General features: G+C 44.5%; 18 protein-coding genes. 12 read left to right on the top strand and 6 right to left on the bottom strand.

Going from position 1 to position 20,548, the window contains the following annotated elements; all coding sequences use genetic code 11:
* Positions 1–3: 3 nt before the first annotated feature.
* Entirely contained in the window at positions 4–594 is a 591-nt protein-coding gene (locus ACX0G7_RS01410) for a class I SAM-dependent methyltransferase (protein WP_458921617.1), read from the top strand.
* On the top strand, positions 591–1,097 hold the full coding sequence (locus ACX0G7_RS01405; RefSeq protein WP_458921616.1) for a hypothetical protein: 507 nt from the start codon (positions 591–593) through the stop codon (positions 1,095–1,097). The genes ACX0G7_RS01410 and ACX0G7_RS01405 overlap by 4 nt, the downstream gene beginning before the upstream one ends.
* Before the next feature lie 17 nt (positions 1,098–1,114).
* Here ACX0G7_RS01405 and ACX0G7_RS01400 read toward each other — a convergent pair whose 3' ends face one another.
* On the bottom strand, positions 1,115–1,495 hold the full coding sequence (locus ACX0G7_RS01400; RefSeq protein WP_458921615.1) for a DUF4260 domain-containing protein: 381 nt from the start codon (positions 1,493–1,495) through the stop codon (positions 1,115–1,117).
* Positions 1,496–1,660: 165 nt separating this feature from the next.
* On the opposite strand from ACX0G7_RS01400, the gene ACX0G7_RS01395 reads away from it, so the two are divergent.
* Entirely contained in the window at positions 1,661–2,986 is a 1,326-nt protein-coding gene (locus tag ACX0G7_RS01395) for an alpha-L-fucosidase (protein ID WP_458921614.1), read from the top strand.
* A gap of 47 nt (positions 2,987–3,033) precedes the next feature.
* Here the strand turns inward: ACX0G7_RS01395 and ACX0G7_RS01390 are convergent, their stop codons facing one another.
* Positions 3,034–4,143 (bottom strand): Gfo/Idh/MocA family protein, encoded by a 1,110-nt coding sequence (locus ACX0G7_RS01390; RefSeq protein WP_458921613.1) that lies wholly within the window; start codon positions 4,141–4,143, stop codon positions 3,034–3,036.
* A 129-nt stretch (positions 4,144–4,272) separates the two neighbouring features.
* On the opposite strand from ACX0G7_RS01390, the gene ACX0G7_RS01385 reads away from it, so the two are divergent.
* From ACX0G7_RS01385 to ACX0G7_RS01370, 4 genes are read left to right on the top strand one after another with little or no spacing between them, the layout of a single operon-like run.
* Complete coding sequence (locus ACX0G7_RS01385) at positions 4,273–4,821, top strand: DNA-3-methyladenine glycosylase I (RefSeq protein WP_458921612.1); 549 nt, start codon at positions 4,273–4,275, stop codon at positions 4,819–4,821.
* Between the two features lie 12 nt (positions 4,822–4,833).
* Positions 4,834–5,715 carry a sugar phosphate isomerase/epimerase family protein gene (locus tag ACX0G7_RS01380; RefSeq protein ID WP_458921611.1) on the top strand — a complete coding sequence of 294 codons (882 nt, stop codon included), beginning with the start codon at positions 4,834–4,836 and terminating at the stop codon, positions 5,713–5,715.
* 23 nt (positions 5,716–5,738) lie between these two features.
* Complete coding sequence (locus ACX0G7_RS01375; protein WP_458921610.1) at positions 5,739–8,618, top strand: PVC-type heme-binding CxxCH protein; 2,880 nt, start codon at positions 5,739–5,741, stop codon at positions 8,616–8,618.
* 25 nt (positions 8,619–8,643) lie between these two features.
* Positions 8,644–10,251 carry a GMC family oxidoreductase gene (locus ACX0G7_RS01370; protein ID WP_458921609.1) on the top strand — a complete coding sequence of 536 codons (1,608 nt, stop codon included), beginning with the start codon at positions 8,644–8,646 and terminating at the stop codon, positions 10,249–10,251.
* A 198-nt stretch (positions 10,252–10,449) separates the two neighbouring features.
* On the opposite strand, the gene ACX0G7_RS01365 is transcribed toward ACX0G7_RS01370, so the two are convergent.
* On the bottom strand, positions 10,450–12,864 hold the full coding sequence (locus ACX0G7_RS01365; protein ID WP_458921608.1) for an ABC transporter permease: 2,415 nt from the start codon (positions 12,862–12,864) through the stop codon (positions 10,450–10,452).
* A 160-nt stretch (positions 12,865–13,024) separates the two neighbouring features.
* Between ACX0G7_RS01365 and ACX0G7_RS01360 the strand changes: the two genes are divergently transcribed.
* On the top strand, positions 13,025–13,948 hold the full coding sequence (locus tag ACX0G7_RS01360; protein ID WP_458921607.1) for a sugar phosphate isomerase/epimerase family protein: 924 nt from the start codon (positions 13,025–13,027) through the stop codon (positions 13,946–13,948).
* Here the strand turns inward: ACX0G7_RS01360 and ACX0G7_RS01355 are convergent.
* The 3 genes from ACX0G7_RS01355 to ACX0G7_RS01345 form a co-directional block, all read right to left on the bottom strand.
* The gene (locus ACX0G7_RS01355) at positions 13,938–14,831 is read right to left on the bottom strand and encodes a PIG-L deacetylase family protein (protein ID WP_458921606.1); all 894 of its coding nucleotides are present in this window, start codon (positions 14,829–14,831) and stop codon (positions 13,938–13,940) included. The two genes, ACX0G7_RS01360 and ACX0G7_RS01355, sit on opposite strands and share 11 nt — an antisense overlap.
* A 137-nt stretch (positions 14,832–14,968) precedes the next feature.
* Positions 14,969–15,595 (bottom strand): NAD(P)-dependent oxidoreductase, encoded by a 627-nt coding sequence (locus tag ACX0G7_RS01350; protein WP_458921605.1) that lies wholly within the window; start codon positions 15,593–15,595, stop codon positions 14,969–14,971.
* A gap of 65 nt (positions 15,596–15,660) precedes the next feature.
* A complete protein-coding gene (locus ACX0G7_RS01345; protein WP_458921604.1) occupies positions 15,661–16,449 on the bottom strand; it encodes a helix-turn-helix domain-containing protein in 789 nt (262 codons plus the stop codon).
* Positions 16,450–17,138: 689 nt separating this feature from the next.
* Here ACX0G7_RS01345 and ACX0G7_RS01340 point away from each other — a divergent pair.
* The 4 genes from ACX0G7_RS01340 to nuoC all read left to right on the top strand — a co-directional run bounded on the left by ACX0G7_RS01340 (position 17,139) and on the right by nuoC (position 20,548).
* Positions 17,139–17,570, top strand: a complete 432-nt coding sequence (locus ACX0G7_RS01340) for a CBS domain-containing protein (RefSeq protein WP_458921603.1) — start codon at positions 17,139–17,141, stop codon at positions 17,568–17,570.
* A 119-nt stretch (positions 17,571–17,689) separates the two neighbouring features.
* Positions 17,690–18,118, top strand: a complete 429-nt coding sequence (locus tag ACX0G7_RS01335; RefSeq protein WP_458921602.1) for an NADH-quinone oxidoreductase subunit A — start codon at positions 17,690–17,692, stop codon at positions 18,116–18,118.
* A gap of 24 nt (positions 18,119–18,142) precedes the next feature.
* Positions 18,143–18,781, top strand: coding sequence for an NADH-quinone oxidoreductase subunit B (locus ACX0G7_RS01330; protein WP_458921601.1), 639 nt, complete (start codon positions 18,143–18,145; stop codon positions 18,779–18,781).
* Between the two features lie 18 nt (positions 18,782–18,799).
* The gene (gene nuoC / locus ACX0G7_RS01325; protein ID WP_458921600.1) at positions 18,800–20,548 is read left to right on the top strand and encodes an NADH-quinone oxidoreductase subunit C/D; all 1,749 of its coding nucleotides are present in this window, start codon (positions 18,800–18,802) and stop codon (positions 20,546–20,548) included.

The following is a 20,548-nucleotide window of genomic DNA, read 5'->3' as shown; positions in this document are numbered from 1 at the left end:
ACTATGAGCAAAAAGACAGACAATTTTTATAACCGGTTTTCATTCTTCTATCCCCTGGTGGATATCATTCTGAAACCACAAAAGCGGAGACTGTTTGCCGAGATAAACGCCTTGCCGTTCGGAAATCTGCTCGAAATAGGGGTGGGAGACGGGAAACATTTGTCACTTTATAAAACACATAAAATAACTGGGATCGATACCTCGGTAAGTATGCTCCGACTGGCAAAAAAAAGGAAAAAAGATAATATCGATTTGATACAAATGAATGGTGAACAGCTATTATTCCCTGCCGGTGTTTATGATTATGTGGTTCTATCTCATGTAATTGCTGTTGTTGATAACCCTGAAATGCTTCTAGGGGAAATTTACAGGGTACTGAAGCCAGGCGGGAAAATTTTCATTCTCAATCATTTTACTCCCGGTAACTGTTTAAAATACCTTGACAAGTCATTTCAAAGTCTCTCAGGGATATTTCACTTCAAATCGGTTTTTTATGCTCACAGTTTAATCAACTTACAAAAGTTTACACTCGTGGAGGAGATCAGTTTTACCAGGTTCTCTTATTTCAAACTTTTAATTTACGGTAAGGCGTGAGGAGAAACTATGTCTATATTTCACTGGCTCTACTGATAAGCTTGTTTATCTACCTGTTTTACCGCACCGAGAAAACGGTGATCAACAGCATTTTCATTTCAACAGTCTCATGCGATACTTTTGTTGGCTGGAGAAAAATCATCACGGCTGTTTTGCCACTACACGAAATCATCATTTACTCCCTTCCGGAAGGACTATGGGTATTTTCCATCACGCTGACTTCGAGGTCCCTGTTTTTAAAACTTGGTCGCTTTGAAGTTCAATTACTTTTTCTTCCGCTTGTATTTTCCATTGGTCTCGAGCTATTTCAACTTTTTCATTTTACCAATGGCCGGTTTGACTTCTGGGATATCGGCGTCTCTGTTTTGTTCTGGTCTGGTGCTAATTACCTGGCCAATGCTAAAGTTACAAAAGAGAATATTTTCAAACCGTTTACCTTTAAGAGTAGCATTTGTGTATTAAGCTACCTGATCGTTTACCTGGCCCATGTCTGGAACTATTGACCTTGTTCCGCAATAGTTTACAGGTGCTCAGTTGAAATCGTTTTCTTTTCGAGGCTTCCGAGGTGGGTATCTTTGAAACCACTGTTCAACTTCAATCCATAACCGAACATCCGGTCAAAAGAAGCATGTGCATATAGTAGTATGCCAACCGCAACCAACATTTCAATGCCCATAAAATAACCCAGGGCAAAAACTAAAATGGCGATCCCTTTATGATGGAAAAGGTTATATGAGAAAGCGCCAATCCTTTCATTTACGAGATAGCCAAGCATACCGATATCGGGAGCAAAGAACAACAGGAACCAGATCCAGGCAGGCAGCCCCAGATTGTACAGGGAAAGAAAGTATATAGATATCGCCGCCATCGCAAGTTCTTCCAGTTTCAGCAACGTTTTCATTTTCTTGTTTTCAACAAAACTAATGTGCATTCGGCAAGAATCGCCTAACCACTGGATAATTAAGGCTTGCTTTTCGATGATGCGTATCTATCCGCCATAGCTGCAAGTATCCAGAGTTAACAACAATTTCCTGCTTATATAGTAAATTGGCTGCTAAAACAGTAAATGCGCAGATTTTTCATGATCCTGGCTAACTGCCTGTTAGCAGTATGCTCATTAACAGGTCAGAGTAGTAAAGCTGACAGTATCCGACAAAAGATGGAATGGTTTGGTGATGCGAAACTTGGAATCTTTATACACTGGGGTATGTATGGTGTGAAAGACGTTTCAGAAAGCTGGAGCTTCCACAACCGGCAAATCGCTTACAAGGATTATATGGACCAGATGAAAGGTTTTACCGCATCCAGGTACAACCCTGAAAACTGGGCGGCACTTATTAAAGAATCGGGTGCACGATATGCAGTTATCACTACAAAACATCACGATGGGCTAGCTTTATGGCCCACCAAACAGGATCATTATAGCGTTGTAAAAAATACTCCCGCCAAACGTGACCTTCTTACTCCATTTTACCAGGCACTTGATAAACAAAATATCAAAAGAGGTGCATACTTCTCACTTATTGACTGGAGCCATCCTGATTATCCGGGCTTTCTTAAAGACAGCAGCAGGTATAAAGTTGCTGAAGATCCGGCCAGGTGGAAGAAATTTCACCAGTTTATGATGGCCCAGATCAATGAAATTAATGATACTTATCGCCCCGATCTCTGGTGGTTTGATGGCGATTGGGAACATTCTGCTGAGGAATGGCAGAGTGCAGGGATAAGGTCCGCGATTCTTAAGAAATATCCTGGTGCGATCATCAACAGCCGCTTGCAGGGATATGGGGACTATGAAACGCCGGAACAAAACTTTCCCGTCAGCAAGCCAAAGTTTGACTGGTGGGAACTATGTATGACGATCAATGATAACTGGGGATACCGGCAATCTGATACCAATTGGAAAACCCCTTTTGAAATCATCAGCATATTTGCCGATGTGGTGAGCAATGGCGGAAATATGCTTCTTGACATCGGTCCAAGGGAAGATGGTACCATACCTGTTGAACAGGTTCGGGTATTGAAAGAGTTAGGTCGCTGGAACAAAAAACACGGAGAGGCGATATTCAGTTCTTTGCCGGGTATGCCACAAGGTCATTTCTATGGTCCATCGACCATTTCGAAGGATTCGATGACTTTGTACTTGTTTCTGCCTGCTGCTGAAGCTGGTAGGGTTATGATAAAGGGATTAAAAAACAAGATCAACCGGGTGACTATTTTGGGAACCAACGAGTCGCTGGTTCCCAAAATAGTTGGTAAGATCTCATGGAGCCAGGTTCCTGGACTGGTGTTTATAGATGTACCGTCGAAATTCAAAGATGAGTACATGACGGTATTGAAGTTAACCCTTGATAGACCGCTAGAGCTATACCGCGGCCAGGGAGGATTATAGCAGCGTGGATTCGATGGTATCACCTGGTACGCCCGGGGATACAGGGCTTATATAGTTATTTTGCCTCCGCTTTTGGCCGATTTATAAATTGCTTCAACCACCCTGATGTCACGAAGGCCTTCCTCGCCCGGTACGGGCATGGGTTTTTTTTGCATGATGGCCATAGCATCATCATCCATCTGGTTTGCTTGTTGCCAGGGCACATCGTAAGGTGTGTAAATCGATCCAAGTGGACTGGTACCACGTAACCCGGCATAAGCGGAGTAAGGTTCCATCCGGACCTCGCCCTTATCGCAGGTAATGTTGAGAAAATTTACATTTTCACCGAAACTTGTTTTAATATCAGCAATCACCCCGCCCGGAAATTCAAGCGTCGCCACTGCGGTTTCGTCCAACCCGTTTTTGTAGATCTCAGGCCTTGTGGTTGAGGTTTTAGCCGACAGCACGGCTATAGGTTCCTTACCGCTTCCGAGCCTGGCGCCCTGTATCGCATAAACACCCATGTCGTAAAGTACTCCTCCCCCCATTTCTTTTTTCTGCTTCCAGTGATCGGTCCGGTTATCCTGGTAGCCAGCTGCGCAATTGACTTTTTTCACATTGCCGAGCAATTTTTCTTTAACGATCCGGCGCCATTCTTTTGTATGTGGCTCATGCTGCAGCCGGTACCCGATGGCAAGCGATTGCTTGTTTTTCTTACAGGCGTCAATCATTTCCTGGCACTCGGTTGTTGTGATAGCCATCGGCTTTTCACACCATACATGTTTACCTGCGTTCGCGGCGCGGATCACATATTCCTTATGCATGGAAGGCGGCAACACTATATAGATGACATCGATATCCGGGTTATTTGCTATCGTATCGAAATTTCCGTAGTTGTAAATATTCTTATCAGGAATATTGTATTTCTTTTTCCATGTTTCTGCTTTGGCCGGAGTGCCGGTTACGATCCCTGCGAGGTAACAATTCTTCGTTTGTTGCAGGGCGGGAGCCAGGAGGTCGGTACTATAGTAACCAAGCCCCACAAGCGCGACGCCCAGTTTTGTTTTTTTCTGACTGGTCGCAGCGAGTAGTACATTTGGTGAATAGATCATGGCAGCCGCACCAACTGCAATAGTCTTGATAGTTTTCCTCCGGGAGGCAGAATATTGATTGTCCATTTCTGATTTTTTTTTACTTCCTGAAGTTAGGGCTTAAATAAAAAACTTAAAAAAATATTGCCGTGAGCCCCTTTGTGATAAATTTATCTAAAACCTTTTTATTGGTTAATCATAAATATCATTCCTGAAATGTCATATTGCAGCGTTATTGGAAACATGGAAGAACCCCGTCTCAGTTTACATAAAAACTATCATGACAATCACTATGGTTATCCAATACATGATGACAATGCCCTGTTTGGCCGATTGATCCTGGAAATAAATCAGGCAGGCCTGAGTTGGGAAACAATACTAAGAAAAGAGTCATTTTTTATAAAGGCTTATGACAATTTTAAGGTTGATAAAATAGCGGGGTACACCGAAAAGGATAGGGAACGACTGATGAATGATCCCGGCATTATCCGAAACCGGCTAAAAATAAACGCAGCCATTGAAAATGCCAGGACAATACTCGCGCTTCAGAAAGAATTCGTTTCTTTCGAAAACTGGCTTTCACACCATCATCCGAAAACGAAAGAAGAGTGGGTTCGGATCTTTAAAAAGACATTTAAATTTACCGGTGGGGAAATTGTAAACGAGTTTCTGATGAGTATCGGTTATCTGCCGGGTGCGCATACAAAGGATTGCCCTGTTTACAATAAGATTCTTAAAAAGAAACCGATGTGGATGAAACAATAACAAACGTTTGCTATGCACTTTTTTACTACGATCGACAGACGCGAAATGCTGGCTCAGCTTGCACGTATTTATTCATTAGGTATTGCCGGTTCAGCTTTTGAAGTTTTCACTTCGGGAGAAAAAAAACAATATAAGATCAGTGCATGTGACTGGTCGATAGGCAAGCGGAATGACCCTGCGGCTATGGAATATGGAAAATCTCTTGGACTGGATGGTGTACAGGTGAGCCTTGGCAGCGTTGCCAATAACATGCATCTCCGGCAAAAGAGTGTACAGCAAACCTATAAAAACGCGGCATCAAAATATAAAATCGAGGTATCGGGTCTTGCTATTGGTGAACTCAACAAGGTTCCATATAAATCAGCTCCTGAAACTGAGTTATGGGTCAGCGACGCGATTGATGTCGCAAAGGCGATGAACTGTAAAGTAATTCTGCTGGCGTTTTTCGAAAAGGGAGACCTGCTTGGAGATCAGTCAGGTCAGGAAGAAGTGATAAGAAGGTTAAAGAAAGTTACCCATAAGGCCGAAGATCTGGGTATCATTCTGGGAATTGAATCCTGGTTAAGTGCAGAGCAACATCTTGATATCATCCGGGAAGTCGGTTCCGAAAATGTCCGCGTTTATTATGATCTTGCTAATTCCAATCTTAAAGGTTATGACATCTACGAAGAAATAAAAAAGCTGGGGAGCAAATATATCTGCGAGATTCATGCGAAAGAAAACGGCTATTTATTGGGAAAGGGCAATATAGATTTTCTACGGATAAAACAAATACTTGATCTGATAGACTACAAGGGTTGGGTGGTATTGGAAGGTGCTTTGCCGAAGGGGGCGGATCTCACCGAATCATGTCTGGCGAATGTCAGGTTTTTGAAAAGTACCTTAAACAGTTAATCAACCTAAGCTCTTCACCAATCATGAAAGAATTCTCAGCGCCGCTTCCTTTTGCTTTCACCATCTTAGCGGTGGTGTCGTTAATGGTTTCCTGTTCGGATGCCCCTTCGGTTTCTCACACCAAAGCTGCATTATTTGTAGCTCCTGACCTGGAGGCGACATTATGGGCAGAGTCCCCGATGTTTTTTAATCCTACAAATATGGACGTTGATCTGCGTGGCCGGATCTGGATTACCGAGGCGGTGAACTATCGCGACTTCCGGAATGATTCAACCAAACACTTATATCATAGCGCAGGAGACCGGGTGATGATCCTCGAGGACCTGGATCAGGATGGCGTTGCGGACACTTCAAAGATATTCGTGCAGGACGTTGAATTACGTTCTCCGCTCGGCATTGCTGTTAGTGGTAACAAGGTAATTGTAAGCTGCTCACCATCGGTTATCATATATACGGATACTAACGGTGATGATAAACCGGATCAGAAACAGGTGTTCCTTACCGGCTTTGGTGGACGTGATCATGATCATGGTTTACATTCGGGCATGCTTGGTCCTGACGGAAAATTATACTTCAACACTGGTAACGCCGGTCCACACGAGGTCACTGACAAATCGGGCTGGAAACTGAATTCCGGCAGTGTTTATAATTATAGTTCGCCTTACGCTACTAAAAACCAGGGCGGGATGAAAAGCGACGACGGAAAAATCTGGACCGGTGGACTTGTGTTCAGAATTAACCCGGATGGTACCGGCCTCGAAGTCGTTGCTCACAACTTTCGCAATTCCTATGAAGTGATCATGGACTCATTTGGTGATTTCTGGCAAAATGATAATGACGATGAGAAAGCCGCTTGCCGTACAAGCTTTATTCTTGAAGGCGGGAATGCGGGTTTCTTTTCGGCCACCGGCGAGCGCACCTGGCAAGCTGACCGCAGACCCGGACAAACAATAAACCAGGCACACTGGCACCAGGAAGATCCGGGCGTTATGCCGGTTGGAGACATATATGGTTCAGGTTCGCCAACCGGCATCGCTTTGATAGAGGGAGACGAACTGGGGACCAGCTATCGGGGCACACTGCTTAGTGCAGATGCGGGGCGTAATATAATCTTTGGCTATAAACCAACCCGGGAAGGGGCAGGTTTCGGGTTTAAGGACCGGATCAATTTTATTGCGTCTGTTGATAAGGATGATAAAAATTACACCTGGCACAAAGTGGGGGAAGATACCACCAGGTGGTTCCGTCCAAGCGACGTGACCATCGGAACTGATGGTGCCATCTATGTTGCCGACTGGTTCGACCCGATTGTTGGCGGTCACCAGATGAACGATCCAAAAGGCTTTGGGAAAATATATCGCATTGCTCCAAAGAACAAAAAGCTGGTAGCTCCCAAATTTGATACAAGTTCTGTCGAAGGATTAACCAGGTTATTATTTAACCCCGCAATGAACGTCAGGAACATTGCATTTGAAAAATTAAAATTGTATGGCGATAAGGCTTTGCCTGAGCTAACCAAACATCTGACCATCGAAAACCCATATCATAAAGCAAGGTTGATCTGGCTGATTGCCGCAATTGGTGAAAAAGGCCTTGACATTGCAGAAAGCTTTTTACAAGACAAAGATCCGCAGATAAGGATCTGTGCCTTCAGGAGCATCACGTTGCATAAAAAAGATGAACTGCGGGGTTATGCCTCAAAGATGATGGCTGATCCTGACCCTGCTGTAAGAAGGGCAGTCGCACTTGCGCTTAGGAAAACTTCGATCGCCGGTTCAGGCGATATACTGCTAACACTGATACAGGGCTATGACGGGCAGGACCGCTGGTATCTTAATGCATTGGGCATTGCGGTTGATGGCCGGGGCGACAGTCTCTACCCGGCTATATTGAAACAGTTTAATGATCCCGATCCTGCGTCATGGAGCCCAAAGTTGCTGAACCTCGTTACCGAATTTCATCCTATTGCTTCGGCTAAGTCATTAAGGAATCTGATCATCAGTCCCGGGATCAATGAATCAATGAAGCTCCAGGCAATTACTGCCCTGGCATTTATACCCACTGCTGAAGCTGCAGCCATAATGAGGGAGGTTGAAGTCAGCAAAATACGGTTACTTAATTCACAGGCTAAATACTGGTTGCAGTTCCGCAAATCAAATGATTGGCGCCCATACCTGGCAGACTGGACGCCGCCTGCTGACCTTATGCCTGATCCTCAGCCCGAATTACTGGCCCTCCGGCTAAAAACAGCCGATACCACCATCGGCATGGCAGTAAGGCTCCGGGCGGCCATGGAACTTACAAAGTCCAGGGCCGGTAAGCTGCACCTGGTTCACCTGGCTGCAACAAAAAAATTACCGGATACTATCCGGCAAAACCTGGCTGCGGATGTGATGAATGATGAGGATAAATTCCTTAAATCACTGGCTGCACATTTTTTTCTACCACCAGACACTGCGGCTTATGATTTCAAAACAATAACTTCATTGAAAGCCGATGTAAACAAGGGGAAAAACCTTGTGCTCAACAACTGCCTCGTGTGTCACAAGGTTGGCTCTATGGGTGGTGAAACAGGACCGGTACTGACCAGTATACAGGATAAATTCGACCAGGTAGGCCTTCTTGGGGCGCTTGTGCGGCCGGATGAGGGAATTGCATTTGGCTCCGAAACTTATCTTATTACCACGAAAAGCGGTGGCATTATCTACGGAATACTTTTATCAAATGGGGCGGTTATCACAGCTGTAGATGCGTATGGCAGACAATATATGATTGATGAAAAGGAAATACTTACAAAACAATCGCTAAAGAACAGCCTGATGCCTTCGCCCGTTTACCTGGAACTGAGTAAACAGGATCTTTCAGATATTTCCGCCTTTTTGTTATCTAATAAAAAGGATTAATTGTCGTGCACAAATCAGTTTGCTTATGATATACGATTATATAATTGTAGGAGCGGGTTCAGCGGGTTGTGTGTTGGCAAACCGTTTGTCTGAAGACCCTGCCACTACCGTATTATTATTAGAGGCTGGCACCAGGGGAGGCTTTAAGACCGATATTCCCGGGGCATATGGAACGCTTCACAATTCATCTCTAGACTGGGCCTTCTGGACGGAACCTCAGCCTGGAGTGGATGGCCGGAAGTTATTTATTCCAAGGGGCAAAGCGTTGGGTGGATGCAGTACAACTAACGCAATGGCTTATGTAAGAGGGAACCCGGAAGATTTCAACGAGTGGGAGAGGCTTGGAAACAAGGGTTGGTCATACGAGGATGTACTGCCATATTTTAAAAAGTCGGAAAACAACGAAAGTTTTGATGAACCCTATCATAGCAAAAAGGGGTTGCTTAATGTTGGTTTCGCAAAATATCCATCGCCATTAACCAGGATCTTCCTGGAGGCCTGTATTGAAAATGGTATTCCTCTCAATGAAGACTATAACAGTCCTGTTCAGGCCGGTACCAGCCTGTTACAATATACCATAAAAAACAACCGGCGACAGAGTACATACACGGCCTTTCTCAAGCCCGTGATTATGCGTTCCAACTTAACGGTGCGTACGAATGTTTTGGTAAAACGTATCATCATTGAGAAAGATAAAGCAGCAGGAGTTGAATGCTTAAGCGGAAAAACAACAACCGAAAAGATCTACTGTAAAAAAGAAGTTATTGTTTCTGCGGGAGCGATAAAATCACCACAATTGCTATTGCTTTCAGGCATTGGGGAAGACAGGGTTCTGAACCAGGCAAACACTGAGTTGAAAGTTTCACTGCCGGGCGTTGGTAAAAATTTACAGGATCATATCTGGACAGGTACAAGCAACCTTTGTAATGTTCGCTCCTCTAATCAGGATATTAAGCCAATGAACCAGCTCAAATGTTTACTCACATATCTCCTCTTAAACAAAGGTCCTCTGTGCAATTCGCCCGTTGAAACAACTACATTTATCAGCACTGAAACCAAAACGGAAAGGCCTGACATCCAGTTTCATTTTGTTCCCTTACATGTCGGCGATGATTACCGTACCAATATATACGATATCAGGACTTTTCCGACCACCAATGGTTTCGCGATTATGTGTATCCTTCTCCATCCTGAAAGCAGGGGCACGGTAACCATCGCTTCAGGAGATCCACTTGCACCGCCGTTTATAGATCCTTGCTTTTTGACGGTTGAAAAAGACCGTCAAACTTTGTTAGCTGGGTTAAAGGTCGCGATGAAGATTTCCGACGCGAATGCCTTCCGAACGATCTCACCGCAGGGACTTAATCATCCTTCACGGGATTCCACCGATGATGAATTGATGGTGCATCTGAAAAAAAGTCTTGAAACTTTATATCACCCGGTAGGAACTTGTAAAATGGGATCTGATATTATGGCGGTGGTCAATGAAAAATTACAAGTACATGGCGTGGATGGTCTGCGGGTAATAGATGCCTCCATAATGCCCACAACTATATCCGGTAATACTAATGCGGCTTGTATTATGATTGGCGAAAAAGGCGCCGATATGATCAAGGGAACAGTTCTCTCGTGACTGTTATTCAGATCTTATCACTGCCGTTCAGATGTTATGACTATTATGCAAATGTTATAACTGCCACTCAGATGTTAGGACTTCTATTAAGACGCTATGAATGTTATTGGGCTGTTATAAGGTTATTAGGCTGTTATGAAGTTATTAGGTTGTTGTAAAGTTGTTAAGCTGTCGTAATGTTATTCAGCTATTGTGAATTTATTCAGCTCTTAAACTCTTTACCGGGTTGGCAAGTGCAGCTTTTATTGATTGGAAGCTCGTCGAAAAGATGGTTACGAAGATCGTTGCCAAACCGGCCAGTGCAAATATATCCATACTGAGATCTATTCTGTAGGCAAAGCGATCCAGCCAGCTGTACATGGCCCACCAGGCGATAGGGAACGCAACGAGGATGCTCAATAATATCAGTTTCATAAAATCCCGGGATAGCAGGATCATCACATGGTTAGTTGTGGCACCGATGACCTTGCGGATCCCGATCTCTTTTTGTCTCCTACGGGCGGTAAACGCAGCAAGTCCAAAAAGTCCAAGACATGATATGATGACCGCAAGTCCCGCAAAATATTTTGACAATAAGGATACTTTTTGCTCAGCTGAATAGAGGGCCTGGTAATCTTCATCCAGGAACCTGTATTCGAATGGTAATCCTTTATTTTCTTCCTTGTAAAGCGCATCAAGGCGGGCAATGGTTTCTTTTTCCTGGCCACCCTTAAGCTTAACCATGATCTTTGAAGCCCGGTGATTAAATGTCAGATCAAGAAAGCAAGGTTTCAGGTTTTCATGGAGTGACTGAAAATGAAAGTTTTCTACCACGCCAATAATCTGCCTGTCTTCACCCCATAACTTAACTGTTTTGCCAATAGGGTCTTTCAGACCCATGATATCAATAGCGGCCTGGTTGAAAATGATATTCGCTTTATCCGAATCGAAATTCCTGGAAAAGGAACGGCCTTCCCTGAGCTTGATGCCTGTGGTTTCTATAAAACCATAGCCCACGGCCAGGTCAGTAAAATCAATACGGTTATCGGGAGCCTTTCCCGGCCAGTGAAGGTCATAGGTGCCACCATCGCGGTTGGTGATATTGTGCCTGAAGTTTGAGACGTTTGTAACACCGGGAATCGCTGCTATCCTATGCAGCAGGGTTTGGAGTGATGTCTCAAATTTTCCCCCGGGGCGATAATCTTCTTTATTGTCTGAGACTATTCCTCCACTTTCAAAATAAATAATGTTATCCCGATCGTAGCCGAGGTTCCTGGTTTGGATCAGTTTCATCTGTCTGTAAACTACTATCACAGAAACAATGAAGATGACTGAAATGGTAAATTGAAATATGACCAACACCTTTCTCACCATCAGTTCGACAAAAGAATTTTTATGTATTCCTTTAAGAGCGAAAACTGGTTTGAAACCCGAGATGTAGATAGCGGGATACATTCCGCTCACCAGGCCGGTGACAAGTATAATACTGAGTACAACCAGTATAAATTCCGGGCTCAACGGAATGCTTAATTGCTTGCCGGTAATACTGTTAAACTGAGGCAGCAATAAAAGCACGATGGCCATCGCTATTACAACGGATATTAGTGTGAGTAAAAGGGATTCACCGAGGAACTGCATGATCAGTGTTGAACGCCGCGCACCAAGAATTTTTTTTACACCCGCCTGCCTGATCCTCCTTATTGCCCTGGCCGTCGATAGATTCATAAAATTGATACAGGCAAGGGCAAGTATGAAAATCGCTGTGAGGGAAAACAGGTTAACATAGTCAATTCTGCCACCGTTGGGTGTTCCGTTTTCGTAATGACCGTTCAGGTATCGGTCAGAAAATTTTTGTACGAAAAGTAAAGACTTGCTTTTTTCGTTCCTCGTCTTAATCAGATCAGCAATTTTCTGATTGAATTGATCTATATCTGTTCCCGGCTTTATCGTCAGGTAGGTCCGCGGATCGTTGTTTCCCCATTTTAAGAGTTTCGGATTTTTTTCCAGGTAAAGATCATAACTGAAAAGGACATCAAATTGCATGGTTGAGTTTACCGGTGGATTTTCAAATATCCCGGAAATGCGATAGCTGCCATTGAAATCCTGCTGGCTCCATGTTATAGTCTTTCCTGGAACATTATCTGTTGTTCCAAAAAGCTTCATGGCAAGCTCCCTTGATATTAATATGGAAGTCTTGTCTGCCAGTCCCGCTGTCCCTTCCCCGTCAATAAACGTGTAGCTGAAGATTTTGAAAAAATCTTTTCCGGCAAATTGATTGGAGGCGGTGATTTGTTTTCCCTGGTATGAAAGAATTCCTTTCTTATCGGCCCATGTAACCGGAACAACCGCGGCGGCGTATTCGACCTCGGGGAATTCGCTTGCAAGCGTACCTGCAAGGAGTCCTGGAGTTTGTTCACCTGTCTCAATGCCATTCGGTGTTTCCATGTTCATCAACACCTGGAAAAGATATTTATCCTTTGTATTGAACTTGTCAACCTGCAGTTCGTCATTCACCCAGAGGTAAATCAGCATTGTGCATGCAAGCCCGACAGACAAGCCGAACAGATTGAGGATGGTAAACAGGCGATCTTTCATGATATTTCGCCATGCGGTCCTGAGTCGGTTTTTCGACATATTAAAAAGATTGTAGGTAGATGTAATACGGCTTGGGGACTTGCTTACAGTCCGGCGCATATACAAAGGACAAGGTGAATTTTGAATTGTTGCAGTTTGTTATTTCATTATCTTAAATTGAAGCAGCAAACCAAAACATATTATCCCACAACTTTTTTTTATGATAAACAGGAGATCCTTCTTAAAACAAACCAGCAAAGCATCCCTGGGCGGCTTGCTGATGACCGGCCATTTACCTGCCTTCTTCAGCCAGGCTGCTATGCCGGCACCGGGGCTGCAGTTATATACCTTTTTCAGTTCCATAGATTCCGATGTAAACGGCACATTGAAGAAGATTGCAGACATCGGCTATAAAAACATTGAGTCTGCATTTAGCAGGAAGGGAGGCTATTACGGACTTAAACCGAAAGAATTTGCAACCTTACTCAACGGTATGGGCCTGAGTTGGAAATCGCATCACGTTCTTGGCGCCCCGTTCAAACTTCCTCCTAACGCAAAACCACCGGTTGATGCATCCGGCAAGCCGATCAGCATCCCGCCCATGAAAACGCTGCGCGATAATTACCAGGAGCTTGTTGATGATGCGGCTGCAGGTGGTGTAGAATATCTTGTTTGTGCCAATACACCGATAAGCACAATGGAGGATGTAAAAGCTTCAATTGCGACGCTGAACAAAACAGGGGAAGCGGCTGCCAAAGCAGGTATACAGTTCGCTTTTCACAATCATGATGCTGAATTCAGGCCGGTTGAAGGGAAAGTTCCTTATGAGCTCTTTTTGTCTGAAACAGATCCTAAACAGGTTAAAATGGAACTGGATGTGGCATGGGCGATAAAGGGAGGAGCCGATCCTGTAGCCTTGTTCAACAAACATCCGAATCGTTTTCCGTTGTGGCATATAAAAGATCTTGATCCAACCAGGGAAAAAGTATTGCCGCTTGGTGAAGGCAACATCAATTTCAAACCTGTATTCGAAGCGGCTGCCACTTCAGGGATGAAGTATTATTTTATCGAGCATGATATGCCGGCAGATGCGCTGAAGAGCATTACCACAAGTTTCGCAAACCTTAAAAAACTTATTGTTTAATCATCGGGAATAAGCGCCGGATCTCTTCAGCGCCGGGGTTCCTGCCGTATTCACAGATCTCGAATGCTTCAGCAAACTTAACATTTGCCGCATGCTCCTTACCGTACCATTTTTCCAGTGACTCTAAAGCTGCCGCGGAAACTTTATTTCTTGTGGCGCGTTTTTCTGTGAGCCATTGTTTGCGTGCCGCCGCCTCAGCGGGAACTGATGTATCGTGTTCCGTCCAGGGTAGCCATTCATAAAATTGTGATACATGTGCGTCCAAAGCATCGATCTTTTTCCCTATAACTGCAGATATGTCGATAGTAATGTCCGGGCGGAAAGGATTTGGCCGGAGGAACCTGTCGCTGACATACAAAAACAATGGATTGTTTTTAAGTGGTTCGACACCTGGTAAAACATTTGGAACAATCACCAGGTAAGCAGCGTCCTGAACCAGTACACCGGTGTAACGGTGATCGGGGTGGTAATCATTAGGGCGTGGTGCAATCACGATGTCCGCCCGCCATTCCCTTATTTTTCGGATCACGGCAAGCCGGTTTTCAAGAGTGGGCATGAGTTCGCCATCATGATTATCAAGTACATCATACTTAATGCCGAGTCGCCGCTCCACTTCCTGTGTTTCCTTCAACCTTCTTGCGGCCAACGGTTTTCCTCCCATAGCCTGATGACCCTTATCGCCGTTGGTTAAGGACACAAACTTTACCGCATGGCCCATGGAGACATATAATGCAGCTAATCCTCCGGTGGTGATATCGCAATCATCAGGATGAGCCCCGAAAACGATTACCCTGATCTTGTTTGTGTCCGTATGGCCCGGGTTGTTCTGGGCAACAACAAAATAATTGGTAAAAAACAATAGAATGGCTAAGCTTAATTTCATCAGTATATGTTTAATCGTTGTAACAATATATCGAATATGCACTGAAATACTTCTTTCCAAAACCATTCTGTTTATAAGAGCAATAGCCATTCTGATGGTATAGCAATAACAATGCTGACTGTACCACCCGTTACCATTCAATAAGAGAGCCCGGGAGTTTGCCTGATATACCGGTGATCAGTAATCTGCATGAGCATAAACAGTGCAACATCAGCCCTGGAAATCTTCAACCTGAGTGTTTTGTCGTCAGCAGAGAACCCATGCTTATAATGCCCGGTTAACTTACCATCAGTGAACGCTGCTGGTCTCACTATCGTCCAGTCGAGCCCGGATGCAAATATGTGCTTTTCCTGATGCTCGTGGTCCTGGAAGGCATCTTTCAGGAACCACCCAAACATTATATACTTCCAGAAAAAGTTCAGGTTTCCTTTGCTGTCACCATTTCCAAGCGATGTCTGGCAAATCAAACGGTTCACTCCGTTTTCCTGCATCGCTTTTACGATGTGTTTTGTACCGGCTGCCCTCACAATCCCTTTTCTTCCGGCACCAAGGGAGCATATCACCACCTCCTGGCCTTTTGTTGCATTGTTCACCTGTGAGAACTCCATCACATCTCCTTTGAATATGGTGAGCCGGTCATTTTTCAGCTGAGCCAGTTTTTGTGGATCTCTCACAAAAGCTGTTACATCATGACCCAATTCAAGTGCCTGTTGCACTAAATGTTTACCGATGGTTCCCGTTGATCCGAAAATGATAACTTTCATACGTTGTAAATTTTACAACGAAACTACCATGTGAGAAAAACCGGAAATAGAATGAAACCGACAATCTAGTCCTTCTCTTTCCTGAGGTACTGTAGCGGACTTAGCCCGGTAAATTGCCGGAAGCTGCGTATAAAATGCGATTGATCGGCAAAGCCATTGTAATAGGCAATATCTGACAGCTTGTTAAAACGCTGGTGGTCTAGTTGCTGCATGGAGGATTTAAATTGACAAATACGCGAAAACAGCCTGGGGCTAACGCCAACGAATTGTTCGAACCTTCTTTCAAATGTCCTCTCGGTTACATTCAGCTGTTTTCTCAAAGCCCGCAATGAAGCCTGCCCTCCGGCTGCAATAATATGTTCCAGTGCGTAGTGTACAATTGAATCTGCATTTGTAGGGGTTGACTTTGCAACCGCTGCGAGGTAATTACTTATGATCTCAATTTGTTTAAGGGGATCCCTGGTTTCGATCAGCTTCTGGTAGTCCGAAAGAAGTTTGGCTGCCGGCAATAAACGCAGATCAATGCAATCGTCTGTGACCTCATTTGACCGGATCCCGAAAAGACTGTTGATTGCCGATGGATACAAAAGAAAGACAACCATTCGAAAACGTCCATGAGGCAGAAGGGTTATCGGGCGGATAGTCTGACCATATAAAAACAAAGATGAAAGTTTCCTGTTTTTATCGTTTAGATACATACTTCCGGAAGACTGTTGAAATACTATGCCCGGCAGCCCATCTGCATAAAAAGGCAAAGCGGTGACAACCCCATCAGCTTGCTGGTGTTCAACTACCAGGATCTGACTGACCAAACCGGTTAGCGCGGCAGCTGGTGTTGTTGTAAACGATTGCATGATAACAGGAAAAGTTTATTGATTGTGTCATCGAAGATAAAATAAAATCTTCTGTCACGGACAAGGTGACCACAGCAGGCAGGAACCATGACCCGGCAGGATGATTTCAACAGGCTACCGGCGAAACAGATAACGTCTGCCAGTGGGAGCTTATAACCTCTACAGACTAATTAGATAACGTCTACAGGGAAAAAATATATAGTCTACCAGTAGGAACGTATAACCTCTACAGGCTAATTAGATAACGTCTACAGGGAAAACATATATAGTCTACCAGTAGGAACGTATAACGTCTGCCGCGGGAACATATATTGTATACATCGGGAACATATGATGTATACCGGCAAATATATAACGTATATGGGTAAACGAACGCGTTCCGATGAGACGATAGTATGTAATTGCATACTAAACCCCGGGCGTATTCATGACACCTTTCTTTCACATTATCATTTGAGCATTGGTAAAAAACTTAACAAACGATAGACGAAAGCGGCGAAAATGCATAAATGAAGCCGTCTTTGCTTCGTAAAGATTATCATGTTTTGTTTGAAGAACCGAAGCGAATCATGCAAAATGCTGTTGCTTTCTGAATTGAAATGGGCCATTAACCGCTGTTAGCATAATCTTTTTTTTTAATCAAAAAAAAGTTAACTTAACAGTACGATTTTATTTCAAACGGTTGCGCCATGGATACTGTTCGTGATATACTCCAGATCAAAGGGAATTTGGTATATTCAATATGTCCGGAAAGCTCTGTTTATGAAGCACTGGAAACTTTGGAAGATAATAACGTCGGCGCCCTCGTAGTGTTGGAAAAAGACGGTAAGCTGGATGGAATTTTTACAGAACGTGACTATGCGCGTAAAGTTATCTTAAAGGGCCGCTCTTCCAGGGAAACGATGGTGCAGGACATTATGACCGAAAGCCCCGTATTTGTTACTCCAGACACAAAGATTGAAGAATGCATGCAGCTGATGTCGCGGAAATACATCCGCCATTTACCTGTTATGGAAAACGACCGGTTAGTGGGTATCGTTTCCATAGGTGATATTGTCAAATATATCATCACACAGAAGGATTTCATCATTGAAAACCTTCAGCGTTACATTGTCAGTTGAACATCGTCACTTGTCAGTTTGAACATGCAGGTTCAAATTTTATGTCAGGCCCTGAATAGTTAATGAGTTGGTTTATAACTAATCGTTGATGTGAACAGCTTCAACGAAACCGCTTGTCTATGCCTGGAAATGACCCCGATAGCTTTCCATTATGGCCCATGCTATTATATGCCGGTATTGTATGCATATTATTGCTGGTCATCCTCTCTTTGTCTTATGTCCTCGGTCAGCATCACAAAGACAGGGCCACCGGTCAACCTTATGAAGGAGGTATCGAACAGAGTGGTTCTGCCAGGATCCGTTTTTCCGCCCAGTTTTATTTGGTAGCCATGTTGTTTGTTGTATTTGATGTAGAGGCAGTGTTCATCATGCTTTGGGCCCTTGGCTTCTATGAACTTGGTTGGGCGGGTTATATCGGTATCCTTGTTTTCATTGGTCAGCTGGCTGTCGTATTGGTTTATGAGTGGGGTATCGGTGCCCTTAATATTGGAGCTGATGTAAAAAAAATATTGAAAGTGTATAAGACTAAGCAAACTCAAAAAAGTTGACAAGAAGCAATAAATACAACGCAAATGGATTGGTGGTTAAACAAAGCGGGAGATATTTCCGGTAGAATATCAGGAACGGGGAGCATGGAGCAGGCAGTCAGCCGGAGTATCATGCTCACGACGGTGCAAAGCCTGGTAGCATGGGGCAGAAAAAATTCCATGTGGCCGTTTCATTTTGGTTTAAGCTGTTGCTTCGTGGAAATGGCCACGAGCATTACCAGCAAATTTGATGTGGCCCGTTTTGGTGCAGAGGTGATCAGGGGCACACCCCGGGAAGCGGATGTTATGGTGATAGCCGGAACTGTATTTATCAAGATGGTACCCATCATAAAACGACTGCATGAACAAATGATGGAACCGAGGTGGGTTATCTCGATGGGCAGTTGCGCGAACAGCGGGGGGATGTACGACATATACAGTGTAGTACAGGGGGTAGATAAATTTCTCCCTGTAGATGTTTATGTGCCGGGCTGTCCGCCGAGACCCGACGCATTTATGCAGGGGCTGATGTTATTGGCTGATGCAGTAGGAAAAGAGGCGCGTCCATTAAGCTGGACAATCGGAGAGCAGGGAGTCATCAAACCAAAGATGACTTCCATGAAGGAGGTTAAGCGGGAGGAAAGGATGAACAACCTGACCTTCCGTGGAGTGGATGAAGTGTAATAAACCGGATTTATTGATATGCAGGATGCCACCAACATACTTGAGTATCTGAAGCTCAACTTCGGTGAGGCAGCCATAAGGCAGCAAAACACCGTTGATGACCTGCTCACTATATGGGTGAATGGAAATGATTGCCTACCTATGATCCGACAGTTGAAAGCAGAGATCCGTAAACCTTATTCCCTCCTGTATGATCTTTGCGCAATCGATGAACGCGACAGATCACACAAAAAAGATTTTCCGGCCGTTGATTTTACCGTTGTTTATCACTTGTTTTCTTTTGAGCGGAATCAGTTTATCCGACTGAAGGTGCCGCTGCTCGGGGAGTTTCCCAAACTTCCTTCCATAACATCCATATTTAAGAATGCCAACTGGTATGAACGCGAAGTATATGACATGTTTGGTATACGGTTCGAAGGACATCCACATCTCACACGTTTATTAATGCCGCTTACCTGGCAGGGCCACCCGTTACGAAAAGAACATCCTGCAAGGGCCACCGAAATGGGGCCGTTTGAACTCTGGGACGGAAAACAGGATACCGAGCAGGAAGCTTTAAGATTTAAACCTGAAGAGTGGGGACTGCAGAAAGAAAGTGATGACTCTGACTTCATGTTCCTTAATATTGGTCCTCAACACCCCGGCACTCACGGCGTGTTAAGGATCGTTTTACAATTAGACGGAGAAGACATTGTGGACGCGGTCCCGGAGATTGGCTTTCATCATCGTGGCGCAGAAAAAATGGGTGAGCGTCAAAGCTGGCATACCTATATTCCCTATACCGATCGTGTTGATTATTTAGGAGGCGTGATGAATAATCTCGCCTACCTGCTTGCGGTGGAAAAACTGGCTGGCATTGAAGTTCCCGAACGCGCCCAGGTGATCAGGGTAATGTTATGTGAGTTGTTCCGCATAGCCAGCCATCTTGTTTGGTTTGGCACTTTCGCCCAGGACCTTGGTCAGTTATCACCGGTATTTTACATGTTTACTGACCGGGAAAAGATTTTTGATATCATCGAAGCGATCTGCGGCGGCAGGATGCATCCCAACTGGTTTCGCATAGGTGGTGTTGCACAGGACCTCCCCCGTGGATGGGATGGACTGGTCAGAAATTTTGTAAACTACTTTCCCAAAAAATTAAGAGAGTACAAAAAAATGGTGCTGATGAATTCGCTTTTCAAGGCACGTACCAGGGGAATCGGAATCTATACCCTGGAAGAAGCCATTGAATGGGGGGTTACCGGTTCTGGACTGAGGGCCTGTGGGATGGAATGGGATTTTCGTAAAAAACGACCTTATTCCGGCTATGAGAAATTTGATTTTGATATACCCATCGCACAGAACGGCGATTGTTTCGATCGTTCCGTGGTCAGGATAGAAGAAATGTGGCAAAGCCTTCGAATCGTTGAACAATGCCTGGATAATATGCCTGAAGGACATTACAAGGCAGATCATCCATTGACCACCCCGCCGGTTAAGAAATATACCATGCAGGATATTGAAACGCTCATCACTCATTTCCTGAACGTGAGCTGGGGCCCGGTTATCCCTGCCGGTGAGGCAATGAGTTGTATAGAAGCAACAAAAGGTGCTAACAGTTACTACCTGGTCAGCGATGGAAGCACCGCGGCCTACAGGGTCAGGATCAGGACGCCCTCGTTTCCACATATGCAGATGGTGCCTTATATCAGTAAAGGATATACGGTTGCGGATCTGCTGTCAATCCTGGGTAGTGTTGATTTTGTGCTGGCAGATATAGACAGGTGA

The sequence above is a fragment of the Flavitalea antarctica genome, from assembly GCF_054461535.1.
The sequence above is the reverse complement of the archived record's forward strand: the minus strand, read 5'-3'. Positions and strand labels throughout refer to the sequence as shown.